Here is a 17,595-nt window from a genome sequence, read left to right as displayed (position 1 = left end):
ATGGCTACTTCTCATGGCTTTAACCTGACCGAAGCGACCACCAGCGTTTCTGCGCCGGTACAGGTAAGCTCCGGCCTGCAGGTCATCGTGGGCACTGCGCCTGTCAACCAGCTGGCAAACCCGGAAGCGGCGGTGAATACCCCGCTGTACCTCAGCACCTACAAGGAGGCTGTGGCTGCTGTGGGCTGGTCTGACGACTTTGCAAAGTACACTCTGTGCGAGGCAATCAGCGCAAACTTTCAGGTGATGGGCACGGCTCCCATTGTCGTTATCAACGTGCTGGATCCCGGGAAGCATACCACCCCTCTGGATGCTACAACCGTTCAGGTCAACGACGGCGTGGCGCAGATCAACAAGACGGGCCTGCTGCTGAAAAAGCTGGTCGTCAAGAAGGACACAACGGCTCTGACCGAGGGAACGGATTACATCGCCACCTTCAACGACGACGGTACTGTGAACATCGCGCTGCTCGATGGTGGCAAGGGCAAGGACGCAACCACGCTGAGTGTTTCCGGCTCCATTCTGGACCCGACCAAGGTGACCGCCGCCGACATCGTGGGCGGCGTAAGCACTACCACCGGGGAGGAAACTGGACTTGAGGTGGTGCGTCAGGTCTACCCGAAGTTTGGCAAGGTTCCCGGTATTCTGCTGGCACCCCGATTCTCCAAAGATGCGCTGGTGTGCGCTGCTCTGCAGGCCAAGTGCCGGAAGATCAACGGCGTTTTCAATGCCGTCTGCTACATCGACCTCGATTGCGGCACTTCCGGCGCAAAGAAGTACACCGACGTGGCGGGACAGAAGACGAAGCAGACCGCAACCTCCCGTGAGGCATACGCTCTGTGGCTGTTCTGCAAGGTGGGCGATACTGTGTACAGCGGCAGCACCATGGCGGCAGCGGCCACCGTGTATAACGACGGCCAGAACAACGACTGCCCCAATGCAAGCCCCTCCAACGTCACCGTGCCTATCTCTGCCGCCTGTCTGGAAGATGGCACCGAGATGCTGCTGGATCAGGAGCAGGGCACCTTCCTGAACGATCAGGGCATTGCAACCTTTATCCGTTCCAGCAGCGACTTCGTGGTCTGGGGAAACGAGACGGCCTGCTACCCGAAGAACACGGATCCCAAGGATATGTTCCTGTGTGTCCGCCGCTTCTTCAACCATGCGTGGACTAGCTTTGTGCTGGACAACATGGGCAAGCTGGACAAGCCCATGAACCCGAAGCGGCTGCAGAGTATCATCGACAGCGAGAACATGAAGGGCAGCACCTACGTCTCCAACGGGGTCTGCGCCAGCTACCGCATGGTGGCCGATACGGAGAAGAACACCGAAGCAGAGCTGGTGGCAGGCCACTATCACTTCTGGATGTACTGCACTCCGTTCCCGCCCATGAAGCAGGTCAACAACACGATGGAGTATGAATCTTCCTCCCTCGTGACCGCTCTGAACCTGTGATAGGAGGATATGAACCATGAGCCTGAATATTTCGAGCGATCTCGTCCCGCAGGTCGTTAATAACTATAACGCCTACACCGGGGACGACAAGATGATCGGTCTGGCGGATGAAGTAACTCTGCCCAAGATCAAGAACAAAACCACTACTGTGAACGGCATGGGCATCGGCGGCGACGTTGACAGCCCCGTGCCGGGCCAGTTCGAGAGCATGGAGGCAACGCTGACCTGGAACACCCTGTACAGCTACGCCACCAAAATGCTGCACCCCGGAAAGTCTGTCCAGATCACCTTGCGTGCAGCCATGCAGAACGAGAACAAAAACGGCGGCTATTCCTATAAGGGCCTGCGCATCGTGCTGGGCGGCAAGCCGAAAGAGCTTGACCCCGGCAAGCTGAAGCGGGCATCTACCATGGATAGCTCCACCACGCTGGAAGTGACTCGCTATCTGGTGGAAATCGACGGTGTGACCGTCATTGACATCGACAAGTATGCTGGCAGATACTATGTGGACGGCGAGGATATCCTTGCCGAAGTGAACGCTCTGATCTGATAAGAGGATGATTTCAGCCGCTCCGTGTGGGGCGGCTGATTTTTTAAGGAAAGGAAACATCAAGATGGGTAATCTTACTGTGAAATTCGCAAAGCCTTATAAGTTCGAGGGCACCGAGTACGACGAAGTGGACCTGTCCGGCATGGACGGTATGACGATCCAGGATATGATCGACATTCAGAAGAATCTGGCGGGCGAGATCGCAACGCTGGCAGCAGTGGAGGCTACCACCTCTTTTGCGCAGGAAGTGGCAACCAAGGCCAGCGGCAAACCCGTTGAGTTCTTCAAGCTCATGCCCCGTGCAAAGATCAAGCAGGTGCAGACGGCGATTCTGAACAACCTGAACGCAAAGGTCAAGAACGACCCCAAAACCCACGTTGTAAAGTTCGACAATGCCTACACCTACAACGGCGACGGAAAAGAGGACATCAAGGGCAAGACCTTTGAATCTGTGGACCTTTCCGGCGTGGGAGAGCTGAACACCATGAGCGAATCCATGGCGGAAAACCGCATGGTAGCTGGCGGCTTCTCTCCGGTGAATACCGGCCGCAACTACCTGTACGTCTGCATCATCGCCAGCATGGGCACCGGCTACCCGGAGGACTTTTTCACCGGGCTGCCGTTGCGCGAGGCAGCAAAGCTGCGTGACGCTGTGGACGCTGATTTTTTCGAGTAAAAGGCGGAGCAAAGGCACTGCGAAAAGCAGCGATCCAACTGTCCATTGCGACGCACTCTAACCTGACGGACTATCTTTCCATGCCAAGGAAAGATTTGATTGAGCTGTGCCAGGAGGTGTCAGACGTATGGCAGGAAATGGGGCACTAGACCTCAGTATCCGAATCATGGGCAAGGTTGATCCTTCACTGGCACGAAGCATCAGCCAAGTAAAAGGACTGACCGGCTCTCTGACGGATGGGCTGAAAAGCACAAATTTTCTGGCGGGCACAGTGGCAAAAACACTGGGCGTAGTCGGAAAGACTGGCCTTGCGCTCGGCGCAACGCTGACAGGTAGCGTATTGGTTGGCATGAAGCAGGTCACAAACGAGGCGGCAAAGTTGGAAGCGCAGATGGCCCCGGTCATGCGCTATGTGGATGGTCTGGCAGATGCTTCCGGCAAGGCATCCAATGCGATGGCGCAGAATGGCAAAACATTCGCCCAGAACTATGCCGACATGAAGAATTACATCCAAGACCTGAGTACGGAAATTCCCCGTACCACGGAACAGATCACGACCATGAGCGCTGCTCTGGGACAGTCTGGCAAGGATGTAACGGAGCAGCTGCAAAGCGGTATTCTGCGTGATACGGCTGTTGCCGCCACCGCTATGGATTTGGATGACCAGACTGCTGGCGACTACATGGCAAAGTGGGAGGTTGCTTTCACCAAGAGAGACACTGAGGGCAACAAGACCAACTATAGCCATGATGATGTTATGCGCCTGATGAACCAGATCAACTATCTGGGTGCCAATAACGCTACCACGGCGGCAGAAATTGCATCCAGCGTGAATAAGTCGGCCTCCATCGGCCAGTTGGCTGGCGTTGATCCTTCGACCACGGCGGCCATTGCGACGGCGATGCAGGCGACAGGCGTTGACACGGAACGCACGGGCACCACGATTTCCAGAATCTATACCAACATCTCCAAGGGAAGCAGCGCAACCAAAGCCCAAAAGGAAATGTGGGAGGAACTGGGATTCACGGCCACGGGCATTGCATCCTCCATGCAGAAAGACGGAACGGGAACCTTGATGAAGGTCTTCGGAGCCATCAACAAACTGCCGGACGAACGGAAAATTGCCGCACTGAATACGCTGTTTAACCAGTGGGCGGTTGAAGGTGGCGCAAAGGTCACAAACAACCTTGACCTGCTGATGAAAACGCTGTCCGAAGTGGGCGATGAATCTGCTTACTCCGGCAGTATGGAGCGAGAGTTTGCTATCAATACGGGAACGGAAGAAAGCCTGCGCACCATGCGGGATAACGCCAAGACGGTGCTGATGCAGGACCTCGGAGATTCTTTCCTGCCGGCGCAGAAAGAATTGACCCGGTTGCAGCTGGACATCTACAAGGGCATCGACGAAAACTTGCCCGATCTGTCCAATCTGGCGAACTCCATCCTGCCGCTGCTGCGCACGGCGGTTGAGGGCATCGGGGCGGCAGCACAGTGGGCATTGCCGTGGATTCAGAAGGGCATTGACTATCTTGCGAACAACGGCCCGCAGGCGGCAGGCGGCATTGCTGCGATTATTGCAGCGTTTGGAGCCATGAGCATGGCTCCTGCTGCATATAGCGCAGGAAGCACCGCACTGAGCGCGGTAAAGAACCTGACAATCGGCGGCAAGGCCAGTGGTGCACCCGGCGGACGATTCGGCGGAATCACCGTCGGCAACCTGATGGGGCTGCTCAGTCCGATCAGCCTTTTCCAGAACACCGTTTCCGGCGGAAAGGGGCTGTGGAGCAACCGGGAAAATATCCTGCGATCTGCAAAAATGGGCGCATGGATGGCAAACAGCTCTGGACAGGGCGGCATTGCCGGACGGTTGAGTTCTTTGGCAGGCGGCGCGATCGGCGCTTTGAACTCAGATGCGTTGACGAGCGGGAAGAAGAAGCCGATGCAGGCTGTTGCTGGGAAAATCTTCGGGGCGACTGGCTACATCAACAACGTGGCGAACATTCCGACCAATGCAGTGAACGCCATGATCGCAGCGGCGAACCCGGCGGGCACGGCGACGGCAACTATCGGAAATGTCCTTGGTGCTGGTGCAAAGGCTGTCTTTGGCAAAGGTGGCTTGAACCTGACGGGCGGCATTGGTGCTGTGGCTGGAAAGCTGGGCGGTGGCTTTATGTCACTGCTTAGAACCTTCGGCCCAGCGATTACAAGCCTTGGAACCATGGTTGCGGTGGTTTCCCTGCTGGGCGACCATTTTGAAGATGTGCGGAACATCGTCGGCCAGATATTTGGTGAGGGTGGCCTTGCCGTCTTTGATGCGTTCACCGGGAAAATCTCTGGCATTGGAGACAAAATCAAACAGGTCTTCGGCCAGCTCACCACCACCGAAGGGCTGCAGAGCATCCAGCAGAAATTGTCTGGCTTCAACATCGGCGGCCTGAATCTGGGCGATGTGTTCTCGGCGGCAATGCCTGCCATCCAGACAGTCATGCCGCTGATCCAGTCCTTTGCGGGGGTGTTCAGCCAGATCGTAGACCTCGGCGTGAACCACATCAAACCGCTGTTGGTTGAGGTGTTCGGCTTTGTTGTGAACCAGGGCATCCCGGCGGTCATGCCGCTGCTTTCTACCGTCGTCAGTCTGGTGGGTACGATTCTCGTAAATGCCATCAAGACGGTAATTGACGTGATCGGTAAGCTGCTGCCGGTGGTAGAGCCTGTGGTGCTGGGCATCATCGGGCTGGTGAAGGGCATTGTCAGCGTTGTCGTGAACGTGGCGAACGCAATCATCCGCACGCTGAACAAGATCAACTTCACGGTTCCAGACTGGGTGCCCGGCCTGCGCGGAAAGCAGTTCGGCTTCAACCTGACCGAAGTGGCACTGCCGAAGTTTGCAGACGGTGGCTTTACAAATGGCCCGTCTCTGGCTGGCGAAGCAGGCACCGAAGCAATCATCAGCTTCCGCCGCTCTCAGCGTGAGCAGAACATCGACACATGGATGCAGGCTGGCAAGATGCTTGGCGTTCCTATTGCATCGGCCATGTTCCAAGGATCCGATTTTGGCGTGGCATTCCGGCGCACGACGGAACTTGCCAACTATGCGGCGGATGCACTGGAAGGTGCGGCTGCATCGGGCAATGCAACGGTGCAGAAGATACTGGATAATTCCGCAGTGCAGCAGGCACTGAGCCTTGTCCGCAGGGCGGACGTAGCGCAGGCACAGCTTGAGTGGCTGTCCAATCTGGATAACTACGACCTGAGCAATGTGTCCCTGTTCCCGACGGCGGGTAATCCTGAGCTGACAAGGCAGAACCTTGCCATGATGGAGAACCTGCAGAACCGGAAGCAGGAAGTGAGCGTGCCGGACATCGGCGGCTCTGGTTCTTCCGGGCAGGGCGAAAGCTCCGGTGGCGGTGGCTACCAGAGAAGCTACACCAGTTCCAGCGGCAACACCTACGTTTACGCTCCGAACTTTGTGATCTACGGCAGCATGGATGCAAACGACCTGCGGTCTCTGCTGGATGAGGGCTATGAAAAGTTCTGCGAGTATGTGGAACGGTACGAACGCGAAAAGAGGCGCACACAATATGGCACTTGATTACACAACGAAGTCCGGCGACACATGGGACCAGATCGCCTACAACGTGTATGGCAGCGAGCTGAAAACCGACTGGCTGATGCAGGCAAACCCTGAGTATATCGAGATTACTCGGTTCGATTCCGGGACGGTGCTGTCAACACCAGACCTCCCAACTGAAAAGAGCGGCACCCTGCCGCCATGGAAAGCAGGTGCCTGATATGTTGTTGACAGCAGCGAGACCCAAAGGAAGACAGGCAGCAATCCTGCTGAAATATGAGAACGAAGATATTTCGGAAGAGATCGCCCCTGACGTTGAAAGTTTTCGGTATACGGATGTGGCTGCATCTCAGAGCGACAGCGTGAGCATCACGGTAAACGCCAGAGCCGAGAAGTGGAAAAACGACTGGATGCCGAAGAAGGGCGTGAAACTCTACCCAACCATTGCCGTCAAGAACTGGAACATCGGCGGCGTCGGCAGTGGCTACCGGGATTACAGTGCCGAGTGCGGTGCTTTTGTGCTGGACGATCTGAGCTTTTCCAGTACCCCGGATACGCTGACGATGGGCGGCGTGGCAAAGCCGAACGACACCAGTTTCAGCGAACGAAACCGTACCTTCACATGGAAGAAAACCAGCGTGAAGAAGATTGCGGAGGAAATCGCCGGACGGTACGGGCTGGAATTGAAGTTCGACGGTGACGACCACGACATTGACGCAAAGGAGCAGGATGCAACGGATAGCGCGTTTTTGCAGGACCTCTGCGACACCTATGCGCTGGTTATCAAGGTATACACGGAAAAGCTGTGGGTGTATGACCGGGAAAAGTACAAGGCCAAGGATGCCGTGTGGACGGTATACGAGGTGGCTCCGCTCACAGACAAGACCGCTCTATGCGTGGAAGAGGGCAGCTTTAAGTGGAACACAAAGCTGACCGGGACATACACCGGCGGCGTGTACACCTACACAAACAAGCAAAAGAAGATCAACATCAACGTCAAGGTTGGTACCGAGGAACGGCAGCTGAAACTATCCGGCAAGGTAAGCAGTGAGGCGGATGCAAAAGCCCGGCTGATTGCAAAGCTGAAAAACGCCAACCACGGCGCAACAACCATCAGCTTTACTGTTCCGGGCTACCCGGTGGGAGCGTCTGCCCAGTGCATCAATGTGGTGGGTTTTGGGAAAATGGCCGGAAAATACTTCATCGACGAGATGGAGCACAGCTATTCTCCCTCCGGCGGCTACAAAACGCAGATCAAGGCCAGCAAGGTAGAACAGGAGGAATTTGCATGAGTGAGTTCAGAATCGGCTATGTGAGTTCCATCGACTACGAGAACGGTTTGTGTGAAGTCCACTACCCGGATCGGGACGATACTGTAACCGAGAAAGTGCCGTTCATTTCCAATCGGGAATACCGTATGCCGGAGGTGGAAGACCTCGTGGCGGTTCTGCACCCGGGAGACAGCCCGGAAGACGCTGTCGTGCTGGGTACGATCTGGAACGTGAAAATCAAACCGGCAGAGGGCAAGAAGGGGATCTACCGCAAGGAGTATTCCAACAAGAACGGAGAGGCGTACCGAAAGTTCGATGCAGACGCAAAGGAACTGACGGATAAGGTGAAGGGAAAGAAAATCCTCGAAGCCGAAAATCTGGAAATAAAAGTGGGCGGTGCAACGGTAACGGTGGGCAAAAGCGGGGCGGTTACGATCAACTCCCCGGCGGGGATCACCATCAAGGCCGCGGGAACCATGGAACTGTCCGCCAGCACCATCACGGCCAGTGCCGGAACGGTGAACATCACCGGCGGCGGTGGCGACGTGGTGGTGTCCGGCAAGTCCTTGGTGAACCACACGCACAAGGATAGCCTCTCTGGCGACACTACTCCGCCCGTGTAAGGAGGTGCTGATATGTATGTGGGAATTTTCGGAGACGTGATATTCTCCGTGGGACACCTGCGGACGCTGACGCTCTCCAACTTCAAGGGGACTTCCGGCGCAAAGTGGGTGGACCATGAAGTGATCGGCGGAAAGGCAAAGTCGGAGTACATCGCTCCAAAGCTCATGGAGTACACCTGCGACATTCTGCTTGATGCCGACCACGGCGTGAATCCGAGAAAGATGCTGAATCGGTTGAAGCAGATGACGGAAAACGGAGAAGTCCATTATTTCATCATCGGTTTTGCCCCATTGTCAAAAAACAGGTTCACCATTACCAGCATGAGCGACAGCTGGGATGCTGTGATAAAGCATGGCCTGCTGGTGCAGTGTAAGGTGAACCTGACGATAAAGGAGTATGTGGGATGATCGACATCAGCAGCACGGTGCTTGCTCTGTCCGAAGACAGTGCAGCGCAGGAAGAAGTACAGGATGTTACCCAGTGCTTGCGCACGCTGTACTCAACCCCTCTTGGCAGTCAGGAGGGAGACCGAAGCCTTGGCATTGACCAAGGTGTTTTTCTTGATAAGCCCATGGAAGTGGCAAAGGCCCTGTATGTGCGGGAGGTGACGGAACGCACAGCAGAATTTGAACCCCGCGTACAGGTGGTACGGGTGGACTGGCTGGAAAGCAAACTGAAACAGGGCGAAGTGATCCCGAAGGTGGTGTACGAGCTTGTCTAAAATCAAAGAGTTTGAGAACATTCCTGAGATCAACATTGACGGAGCGGAAACGCTGGAAGAGGCGGTCGAGGACTGCAAAGCCCTATATGCAAAGTTCGACAAGGAGCTTGACGGAACGGAAAGTACCCCGTTGGCACGATGCAATGAGGCGCGGCTTCTCCTGCTGACGCTGGCGCACCGCTCCCACCATGTGATCGAGTACGCGACGGCAGCCCTGAAAGCACAGCTGCTCCCAACCAGCACAGGCACCAATCTGGACAACGTGGCTGCTCTGGTGGGCGCGGAACGGCTGCAGGCCGGATGTGCCACGACGGTGCTGCGGTTTACCCTGTCCGCTGAAAGAGCCGGTGTCACCAGCATCCCGGAAGGAGTGCAGGTGCGCACGGCGGACAAACGGTACTTCTACACGTCGGAGTATGCAGAGATTCCGGCGGGCGAGCTGACGGTGGATGTTCCGGCGGTGGCGGCGAATGCTGGCGCAGACAGCACCGGCATTGCGGCTGGCGAGGTCAACGTGCTTGTGGATCCAATTCCGTATGTTGCCGCCGTGACGAATGTATCGGCTACCAGCGGAGGAACCGAAACGGAAAGCGACGATTCCCTTACAGAGCGGGCGTACCTCGCACCGTCTAACACGTCGGTGGCGGGACCGCATGATCTGTATGAGTATTTCACAAAGAGCTGGCGCAGCGATATTTCGGATACGAAGATTATCTGCGAGGATGGTTATACCATCTACATCTATTTCCTACTGGCGAATGGTCGCTTACCTACCACGGAGGAATGTCGGGAGCTGGAACGGTATTTTGCGGAGGTAAAGAAACCGATGGGTGATCTGGTGGTCGGAACGCCCCCGGCGGAAGTGCCATACAACATCGACCTAACCTATTACATTGCATCCAGCAATGCGAAGAACGCTTACACAATCCAAGCGAATGTGAAGCAGGCGGTGGAGAGCTACCAGACGTGGCAGAGAAAAATCGGTCGGGATATTGACCCGGCGGAGCTTATCATGCGCGTTCGGGAGGCAGGAGCGAAACGACCGAAGCTGACAGCCCCGGTGGACACGAAAGTATCTGAAATCCAGGTGGCGAAGATGGCAAGCTGCAACATTGTCTACGGAGGAATCGAGGATGATTAAACTCCAAGATACAGGCCTGATCGAGGGCCTGCCGCCCGGCATTGCAGAGCAGCATTGGGTGAAAGTGCTGGACGCAGTATTCCGGGAGCGGCAAAAGAGGGAGCTGGAAGCGGTCCGCAAAGTCTTTGTCTACACGGCCATTGATTCTGTCCCGGAGAACATTCTGGATATTCTGGCGGCGCAGTTCAAGGTGGACTGGTACAGGGATGATTACCCCATCGAAACCAAGCGCAGAGTTATCAAGACGGCCATGGAGGTGCGGCGGTATTGCGGCACTGAGTGGGCGGTGAAGCAGGCGATTTCTGCAATCTATCCAAACTCTGAGATTGTGGAATGGTACGACTATGACGGAACACCTGGACACTGGCGGCTTCGAGCAAACATCACCGATGCAGAAGTGCAGCATCGAACGGTAGATGAGATAGAAAATCTTCTGGGATACACAAAAAGGCTGACAGCTCATCTCGAAAAAATAACCTATGTAACAGAACCTCGGAATCCGCCAGAAGGATACATTGCCGCCGCACCCTGCGGCACAAGCATCCTTGCATCGGTGCGGATGCCTGAAATCAAAAAGGAGGACACGCAATGAGTTGGGAAACGCTGGCTTATACCGATGCCGGCATTGAGCTGCTGATGGATGCCGTATCGGGCAAGCAGCTCACGATTACGCAGGCTGTCGGAGGAAGCGGTCTTGCAAATGCCGCTGTGCTCCACGCGCAGACCGACGTCACCGGCGAGCGGCATGCGCTTGAGCTGCTGGGCATCAAGTCTGTTGAAGAAAACGGCAGCGCTGCCCGCCGCGTGAAGATTCGCATTACCGGCGCGGAGGATACCTACACCCTGCATCAGATTGCCCTCTTCGGGCGGCAGACCGGGGCGGCAGAAGATACGCTCCTGCTCCTCGTGCAGGATGACCGCGGTGTCGAGATCCCGGCGGCTTCCACCGATCAGGAGTTTGAGTTCGTTTTCACTGTGGTGATCGTGATCTCCCGGGATGCGGAGATCGTGATCAATCTGAGCGCTGAGATGCAGAGCTTGCAGCTGTTTGTCGAAGAGCGGATTCAGGAGCACGACCTGTCCCCGGAGTCTCACAAAGACTTGCGCATCGCCGCTGCAAAGATGCAGGCGGATATCGATATCCTTCAATTGAAGATCGCGACCGACGTAACGGCAAATCCGTTCTCCGTCACCTTTGAGTCGCTGGACGGCTTGACCGTGACAGGTGTGTGGAACGCCGATCTGTCAAGGATTGAATTTTGAGTAAGGAGGTGAATTTTTATGGCAAATGTAAGATTAGGCGCAAAGGCCGTTGGCAGCATCGTCAAAATCAAAGTCAACGGTGCGGCCAAAGATTTCATCATCGTGCATCAGGGCAAGCCGTCCAGCGTCTATGACGATAGCTGCAACGGTACTTGGCTGCTGATGAAGGACATCTACACAACGTACACGTTCGGCAACAATAACTCCTACAAGGATTCCAGCATCCACACATACCTGAACGGAACGTTCTACAACCTCATCGACAGCGACATCCGGGCAGCTATTAAGCAGGTAAAAATCCCGTACCTGAACGGCACAGGCGGCGGGGACGGCAGCCTTGCCACCGGCGCAAATGGTCTTTCCACCAAAGTATTCCTGTTGTCCGGCTATGAAGTTGGCTGGACGACCAGCGACGATCGCAATTTCCCCAAGGATGGTACCCGGCTGGCGTACTTTGGAAGCGGCTCTGGCGGCAACAGCAAGCGTGTCGCCTACAACGGCAGCAGCACTGCCATGTGGTGGCTGCGCTCTCCGCACACCGACAATTACGGCAGCGTCTGGGCCGTCAACCCCGAGGGCTCCTACGACGCCGGCCGCTGGAACTACTACTCCTGTGATGTTCGCCCCGCTTTGATTTTGCCCTCTACTCTCTTTGTATCTAATGATGGCACGGTCTCGACTAACACCGCACCCTCGACTCCGTGGAACATTTCCGTTCCTTCGTCCATCATGGGCGGCACGAACATTTCAATCTCGTGGGCAAAAAGCTCTGATGCTGAGAGCAATTTAGCCGGCTACAAGGTAGAGCGTTCGACCGACGGCGGCTGGTCGTGGAGTCGGATTTATCAGGGTACGGCCACCAGCACCACGGACAGCATCGCCTTCGGCACCACGTCCGTGATGTACCGCGTCAAGGCATACGACACCGAGGGTCTGGAGTCTGGCTGGCGCACAAGCTCGCGGGTAACGGTGGTCAACAACAACGCCCCGTCTGCGCCGCCGTCAATCGCGGTGCCGAAGGATGTCAAGGGCGGCAGCACGCTGGTGATCTCGTGGACTGCGGCCAGTGACAGCGATGGCAACCTGAGCGGCTACATTCTGGAGCGCAGCACCGATGGTGGCTCCGCCTACACGCAGGTGTACAAGGGCAACGCGCTGACCTACACCGACACCATCACCAACGGCTGGTCCACCGTGATGTATCGGGTCAAGGCATACGACACCGAGGGCCTGGAGTCTGGCTACACCACGTCCGCTATACGCACGGTCAGATACAATGTGGCCCCGGCCATCAACGCCAGCTCCACGAGTTTGGGAGAGAAGAACGCACCCTTCAGCTTCGCCTATACCGTTACCGATGCCGACGGCGACACGCTGACTGTCACCGAAAAGCTGGACGGCAAGACCACCAAGACCCGCACCGGCGTTGCCAGCGGCACGGCCCTGACCTTTGAGCAGACGGCCAGCGCTGCCGGATTCCAGAAAATCCTGAACGGCAACCACACCATCACCGTTGAGGTGAGCGACGGCAAGGAAACCGTCAGCACGTCCGCGACCTTTACCAAGGCCGTCCACGCCGCAAGCGTGACGCTGGCTGAACCGCTGGCCGTTGAGGGCGACATTACCGTTGCCGTGCTTCAGGTGACGGGCAGCATTCCCGATGACGCTGTGTTCAAGGCAGAGGTCACGAACAACGCCAAGGACGCGGCCCCGGTCTGGCAGGATGCCACGACCGAGGTAAAAAAAGGCGTGAACATCGTCTTTGAGAATAAGACCACCACCAACGGCGCGGCGTTTAACTTCCGCGTCAGCGTGGAGCGCGGCGAATCCGGCGAGGGTGGCTACATCGAAGCCGTCAGCGGCGCATTCCAGTAAGGAGGGATTCACATGATTATCTGGAAAAAATGCAGCCTGCCCACCCGGGCAGAAAAAGAAGCTGCAGCCAAGAAGCAGCAGGAGCTGGAACAGCTGCCGGAAACGGTGACGGCCCTGAAAGCTGCACAGAGCGACACGGACGAAATGGTGGTCGATCAGGAGTATCGCATCACCATGTTGGAACTGGGTGTCTCCGATACGGACGACACCGATAACGCTGATAACACCTGATAGGGAGGAAAAACATTATGTCTAAATCATCTGAAATGGTTCTGTATCGTACCTGCAAGCGCATGATCCAGCGCGGCACCATCGACGGTCTGGCTGAGAAGATCGATATCTTCTACGCTGCTGGCAAGCTGACCGATGGGCACTACACGGAACTGACCGGCCTGCTGGCCGCAAAGCAGAAGGAGCGGGACTAACCGATGGGCTGGCCTGATTTGTGCGAAAGGCTGATGACCCGGCTGGAAACCAGTGGTGCGGACACGACCGCAGAGCGCGGCGAATTTGCAGTGCTGGTGGCTGAGTGTGGGTCGAGCGGCTGCAAATGGCATTGAGCCAGAAAGGAGAAAACAACAATGGCGATTAAAGCCTATTCCTATGCGAAGGATGGGAGCAAGGCTCTGAGCAAGAACTTCCACGTCCGGGAGTTCAAGTGCAAAGACGGCAGCGACCCAATCTTTATTGATGACGAGCTTGTGGCTCTACTGCAAAAAATCCGGGATCACTTCGGCAAGGCTGTGAACATCAACAGTGCTTTCCGCACTGCCAGCCACAACGCCAAGCAGAAGAAGGCGGCCAAGTACAGCCAGCACCTTTATGGCAAGGCGGCTGACATCTGGATCGCTGGCGTGTCAGTGGACACACTGGCGGCCTACGTCGAAACACTGCTTCCCGGCAAGGGAGGCATTGGACGATACCACGCGGACGGTTTTGTCCACGTCGATGTGCGGGAGGTAAAAAGCAGATGGGTGATGTAGTGAAGAATGGAGTTTGCACCATGGTTGGAGTAATCGGCAGTCTGATCGCAAGTCAATTCGGCGGATGGGATGCGGCACTTTCGACGCTGATCCTGTTCATGGCAGTCGATTACATCACGGGGCTTGTGGTCGCCGGGGTTTTCCACGCCAGCCCGAAGAGCAAAGACGGCACACTGGAATCCCGCGCCGGGTGGAAGGGGCTGTGCCGCAAAGGTGTAACCCTGCTGATCGTGCTGGTGGCCTGCCACCTCGACACGGTGATGGGGTCTAATTTTATCCGGGACGCTACCGTGATCGCGTTCATCGCAAACGAGACGCTGTCCATCATTGAGAATGCTGGCCTGATGGGGGTGCCGATTCCAAAGGAACTGACCGGGGCTATTGAAATCCTGAAACAGAAGTCCGAACAGGACAACATGGAGGAATGAATTATGGGTAACTTCAAAATCTCGACCGCAACTATCGTCCGTACCGCTTGCCTGCTGCTGGCTCTTACCAATCAGATGCTTTCTGCAATGGGAAAACCCATCATCCCAATTGAAAGCAGTACCGTGGAGCAGCTTGTGACCGCCGGCATCACCACGGTCACCGCCCTGATCGCATGGTGGAACAACAACAGCTTTACTCAGGCTGCAATCCAGGCAGACGGAGTGATGGAAAACCTGAAAAAGCAGGTACACTAACTTGCCGAACAACTGAATAAGGCATAGAAAATCCCCCGCTGGCAGTCCAAAGTGGAATGCTGGCGGGGGATTTTTCTGTTTACAAACGATTGCAATTCGATTACAATTATGCGGTAAACAGCTTTTTGGACAAAACAAATGGCCCATCAATGAAAAAGCGCATCGGCGAAACGTAAAGACGAAAGTTCGTCTGTTGATGCGTCAGGTGGACCAAACAAAAATAATCCGAACTTGTTTCCGATAGGAGATGGGTTCGGATTATTTGTTTTCTTCGGAAAATTAGCGTTTGCGAAGCAATGAAAGCCCCAGTGGGGCTTTTAAGCGACGGAACGGTCTGCGTTAGCAGATGGAGGGGCTTTGCCCCGACAAGTTCCATGCAGGTGTCCGTGGAAGATGAAATCCGAAATCATAGATTGACCGACATAAGCCACAATATGATTTCAGGAGGACATGAACATGAAGTACGATGAAAGAGCTTGCAAATTCAACATGGACACCGGGTGCGTGGAACTGCTGCTCCGGGATGGAAGAAAAATTTCCATCGACTGCACCGGGGTCGAGGATGCGTTGAATGTGACCATGGCGCAGAGGTCGGAGTTGGACTATCTCATCTATAATGACCCACTGGGCTATGCTGATTTGATTCTGAAGGGTGACCCGGAGGGATACTTGAAAAACGTAACCGGGAGCCATGGGTTAGAAGATTAAGAAAAATGCCGTTCCAAAAGCAACTGGAACGGCATTTCTTATTTTTCGCCATTCGGCATCTTCTGTCCCCGCAGCTCCTGTCGGATGGCACGGAACTGCTCCGGCACGTCCGCATCGGTCATCGCACCGGGGACATCCACTGTCCCAGCGGCTTTGGCGGCTTCATAGAACCAGCACTTGTATTCCACAGTTTCTAGTGTGTGCTGTAACTGCTGGATCTGCTGGGTGAGCACCTCCCGCTGATGCCGGAACATTTCCAGCCGGGTGTCAATGGTGTCGTCTCCCTGCATGGAAAGCTCAATATACTGCCGGATATCCTTGATGGACATTCCGGCTTTTTTCATGCAGCGGATGACCTGCAGCCACTCGAAGTCGTTTTCCCGGAACATCCGAATGCCGCCGGAGGAACGCTCCACAAAGGGAAGTAACCCTTCTTTGTCGTAGTAGCGCAGGGTGGAGGCAGGTACGCCCAGCTTTTGTGCCATTTCGCCTACAGTATAGATCATCTGAAACCTCCGTTTTTTCAAAAAGCCCTTGACTTAAAGTGCGCTTTAAGTTGTATGATAAAATCAAACTTTATCAACATCATAATGCGGATGCACTCCGCTGTCAAGGAGGTTCCTATGAGCAAGAAGGTATTGATTTTGTCTGGCAGTCCCCGGAAGGGCGGTAACTCGGATATTCTATGCGATGAATTTCTGCGTGGAGCGCAGGATGCCGGGCACAAAGCGGAAAAGATCCGGGTCGCTGAGAAAAAGCTGGCTCCCTGTTCCGGCTGCTACTACTGCAGCACCCACGGCGGAGCCTGCGTCCACAAGGATGATATGGCAGACATCCTGCAAAAGATGATCGATGCCGATGTCATTGTGCTGGCAAGCCCGGTATACTTCTACTCCATCAGTGCTCAGTTGAAGGCAGTGATCGACCGTACCGTGGCACGGTGGCTTGAGGTCAAAGACAAGGAATTCTACTACATCACCACCATGGCAGACGAGGAAAAAGCCTCTGCGGACACTACGCTGACCTGCTTCCGGGGCTATGCAGACTGTGTGGAAGGTGCCGTGGAAAAGGGAGTCCTTGTAGCATGTGGCGTTTACGAGCCGGGTGCAGTGTGCGGTACGCCTGCCATGGCACAGGCTTACGAGATGGGGAGGAACGTATAATGGCAGTGAAACAGACAGCAGGGCGGGATGCTCTGGGCGAATTTGCACCAAAATTTGCAGAACTTAACGATGAGGTACTATTCGGGCAGGTGTGGAGCCGAGAGGATAAACTCTCCCTCCGGGACCGCAGCCTTGTGACGGTGGTAGCACTGATGGCGCAGGGACTGACGGACTCCTCGTTTCGGTATCACCTGACGGCAGCGAAAAACAACGGTATTACCCGGACTGAAATTGCAGAGATCCTGACCCATGCGGCGTTTTATGTAGGTTGGCCCAAGGCGTGGGCGGCTTTCCGCATGGCCAAGGAAGTCTGGGCAGAGGACGCTGCAGAGGATGCCAAGGCAAAGCACCAGAGTGAAATGGTGTTCCCCATCGGTGCATCCAACGACGGTTTTGCACAATATTTCAGCGGAAAAAGCTATCTGGCACCCTTGTCCACCGCACAGGTTGGCATTTACAACGTCACCTTTGAGCCGGGCTGCCGGAACAACTGGCACATCCATCATGCCGCAAAGGGTGGCGGGCAGATCCTTGTCTGCGTGGCAGGCCGGGGCTATTATCAGGAATGGGGCAAAGCTCCGCTGGAGCTGCATCCGGGCGATGTGGTGAATATTCCCCCGGAGGTCAAGCACTGGCACGGTGCTGCACCCGATTGCTGGTTCTCTCATCTGGCAGTGGAAGTGCCCGGTGAGGGCACCTCTAACGAGTGGTGCGAGCCGGTGCCGGAAGAAACCTATAAGGAGTTGCGGTGATGCGTTTTGGCGTACACCCAACCATGATGAAACAAAAATAGGGTGCGCCCTGCGGACGCACCCTGAAAAATCCACATACGACAGAGATATGTACAACAGGGCGTTCCCCGTCGGGAACGCCCTGTTTCTCTTTGCTGGTAGTGTGATGAGCCTGTTCTG

The 17,595-nt window shown here is 55.6% G+C and carries 23 protein-coding genes; 22 read left to right on the top strand and 1 reads right to left on the bottom strand.

The features are described 5' to 3' along the window. The 20 genes from ACGHP1_RS08720 (at window position 1) to ACGHP1_RS08625 (ending at window position 15,521) form a co-directional block, all read left to right on the top strand. Window positions 1–1,455 carry a phage tail sheath family protein gene (locus tag ACGHP1_RS08720; protein WP_390509008.1) on the top strand — a complete coding sequence of 485 codons (1,455 nt, stop codon included), beginning with the start codon at window positions 1–3 and terminating at the stop codon, window positions 1,453–1,455. A 16-nt stretch (window positions 1,456–1,471) separates the two neighbouring features. Next, window positions 1,472–2,005, top strand: a complete 534-nt coding sequence (locus ACGHP1_RS08715) for a phage major tail tube protein (protein WP_371290642.1) — start codon at window positions 1,472–1,474, stop codon at window positions 2,003–2,005. 64 nt (window positions 2,006–2,069) lie between these two features. Continuing rightward, window positions 2,070–2,681, top strand: coding sequence for a phage tail assembly protein (locus tag ACGHP1_RS08710; protein ID WP_371290641.1), 612 nt, complete (start codon window positions 2,070–2,072; stop codon window positions 2,679–2,681). Between the two features lie 127 nt (window positions 2,682–2,808). Further along, entirely contained in the window at window positions 2,809–6,273 is a 3,465-nt protein-coding gene (locus ACGHP1_RS08705; protein ID WP_390509005.1) for a phage tail tape measure protein, read from the top strand. Then, entirely contained in the window at window positions 6,263–6,472 is a 210-nt protein-coding gene (locus ACGHP1_RS08700) for a tail protein X (RefSeq protein WP_371290639.1), read from the top strand. Before ACGHP1_RS08705 ends, ACGHP1_RS08700 begins: the two co-directional genes overlap by 11 nt. A 1-nt stretch (window position 6,473) precedes the next feature. Beyond that, entirely contained in the window at window positions 6,474–7,544 is a 1,071-nt protein-coding gene (locus tag ACGHP1_RS08695; protein ID WP_390509003.1) for a phage late control D family protein, read from the top strand. Beyond that, on the top strand, window positions 7,541–8,146 hold the full coding sequence (locus tag ACGHP1_RS08690; RefSeq protein WP_390509001.1) for a phage baseplate protein: 606 nt from the start codon (window positions 7,541–7,543) through the stop codon (window positions 8,144–8,146). The genes ACGHP1_RS08695 and ACGHP1_RS08690 overlap by 4 nt, the downstream gene beginning before the upstream one ends. Window positions 8,147–8,158: 12 nt before the next feature. Beyond that, a complete protein-coding gene (locus ACGHP1_RS08685) occupies window positions 8,159–8,554 on the top strand; it encodes a phage tail protein (RefSeq protein WP_371290636.1) in 396 nt (131 codons plus the stop codon). After that, window positions 8,551–8,868 (top strand): hypothetical protein, encoded by a 318-nt coding sequence (locus tag ACGHP1_RS08680; RefSeq protein WP_371290635.1) that lies wholly within the window; start codon window positions 8,551–8,553, stop codon window positions 8,866–8,868. Before ACGHP1_RS08685 ends, ACGHP1_RS08680 begins: the two co-directional genes overlap by 4 nt. Continuing rightward, complete coding sequence (locus ACGHP1_RS08675; RefSeq protein WP_371290634.1) at window positions 8,861–10,009, top strand: baseplate J/gp47 family protein; 1,149 nt, start codon at window positions 8,861–8,863, stop codon at window positions 10,007–10,009. Before ACGHP1_RS08680 ends, ACGHP1_RS08675 begins: the two co-directional genes overlap by 8 nt. Further along, window positions 10,002–10,601, top strand: coding sequence for a phage tail protein I (locus ACGHP1_RS08670; protein ID WP_371290633.1), 600 nt, complete (start codon window positions 10,002–10,004; stop codon window positions 10,599–10,601). The genes ACGHP1_RS08675 and ACGHP1_RS08670 overlap by 8 nt, the downstream gene beginning before the upstream one ends. Continuing rightward, a complete protein-coding gene (locus tag ACGHP1_RS08665) occupies window positions 10,598–11,272 on the top strand; it encodes a hypothetical protein (protein ID WP_338428520.1) in 675 nt (224 codons plus the stop codon). Before ACGHP1_RS08670 ends, ACGHP1_RS08665 begins: the two co-directional genes overlap by 4 nt. Before the next feature lie 18 nt (window positions 11,273–11,290). Continuing rightward, window positions 11,291–13,147, top strand: coding sequence for a DUF6273 domain-containing protein (locus ACGHP1_RS08660; protein ID WP_390508997.1), 1,857 nt, complete (start codon window positions 11,291–11,293; stop codon window positions 13,145–13,147). A gap of 12 nt (window positions 13,148–13,159) precedes the next feature. Next, window positions 13,160–13,378: a hypothetical protein gene (locus tag ACGHP1_RS08655; RefSeq protein WP_371290630.1), complete on the top strand. Its 219-nt coding sequence runs from the start codon at window positions 13,160–13,162 to the stop codon at window positions 13,376–13,378. Window positions 13,379–13,395: 17 nt separating this feature from the next. Further along, on the top strand, window positions 13,396–13,572 hold the full coding sequence (locus ACGHP1_RS08650) for a hypothetical protein (protein WP_371290629.1): 177 nt from the start codon (window positions 13,396–13,398) through the stop codon (window positions 13,570–13,572). Between the two features lie 3 nt (window positions 13,573–13,575). Beyond that, entirely contained in the window at window positions 13,576–13,707 is a 132-nt protein-coding gene (locus ACGHP1_RS08645; RefSeq protein WP_371290628.1) for a hypothetical protein, read from the top strand. Between the two features lie 21 nt (window positions 13,708–13,728). Then, window positions 13,729–14,130 (top strand): YcbK family protein, encoded by a 402-nt coding sequence (locus ACGHP1_RS08640; RefSeq protein WP_371290627.1) that lies wholly within the window; start codon window positions 13,729–13,731, stop codon window positions 14,128–14,130. Window positions 14,131–14,150: 20 nt separating this feature from the next. Next, complete coding sequence (locus tag ACGHP1_RS08635) at window positions 14,151–14,558, top strand: holin family protein (protein ID WP_390508995.1); 408 nt, start codon at window positions 14,151–14,153, stop codon at window positions 14,556–14,558. A gap of 3 nt (window positions 14,559–14,561) precedes the next feature. Continuing rightward, a complete protein-coding gene (locus tag ACGHP1_RS08630) occupies window positions 14,562–14,813 on the top strand; it encodes a phage holin (protein WP_371290625.1) in 252 nt (83 codons plus the stop codon). A gap of 456 nt (window positions 14,814–15,269) precedes the next feature. Further along, window positions 15,270–15,521, top strand: coding sequence for a DUF6061 family protein (locus ACGHP1_RS08625; RefSeq protein WP_371292843.1), 252 nt, complete (start codon window positions 15,270–15,272; stop codon window positions 15,519–15,521). Between the two features lie 38 nt (window positions 15,522–15,559). Here the strand turns inward: ACGHP1_RS08625 and ACGHP1_RS08620 are convergent, their stop codons facing one another. After that, complete coding sequence (locus ACGHP1_RS08620) at window positions 15,560–16,027, bottom strand: MerR family transcriptional regulator (protein ID WP_055190980.1); 468 nt, start codon at window positions 16,025–16,027, stop codon at window positions 15,560–15,562. 117 nt (window positions 16,028–16,144) lie between these two features. Here ACGHP1_RS08620 and ACGHP1_RS08615 point away from each other — a divergent pair, with 117 nt between their 5' ends. Both ACGHP1_RS08615 and ACGHP1_RS08610 read left to right on the top strand, forming a co-directional pair. After that, window positions 16,145–16,684: a flavodoxin family protein gene (locus ACGHP1_RS08615; protein ID WP_390508991.1), complete on the top strand. Its 540-nt coding sequence runs from the start codon at window positions 16,145–16,147 to the stop codon at window positions 16,682–16,684. Further along, window positions 16,684–17,436 carry a carboxymuconolactone decarboxylase family protein gene (locus tag ACGHP1_RS08610; RefSeq protein ID WP_309425707.1) on the top strand — a complete coding sequence of 251 codons (753 nt, stop codon included), beginning with the start codon at window positions 16,684–16,686 and terminating at the stop codon, window positions 17,434–17,436. Before ACGHP1_RS08615 ends, ACGHP1_RS08610 begins: the two co-directional genes overlap by 1 nt. Window positions 17,437–17,595 lie beyond the last annotated feature (159 nt).

It is taken from the genome of Faecalibacterium sp. i21-0019-B1 (assembly GCF_042852915.1).
Classification (GTDB): domain Bacteria; phylum Bacillota; class Clostridia; order Oscillospirales; family Ruminococcaceae; genus Faecalibacterium; species Faecalibacterium taiwanense.
This window is presented reverse-complemented; position numbering and strand designations above follow the sequence as displayed.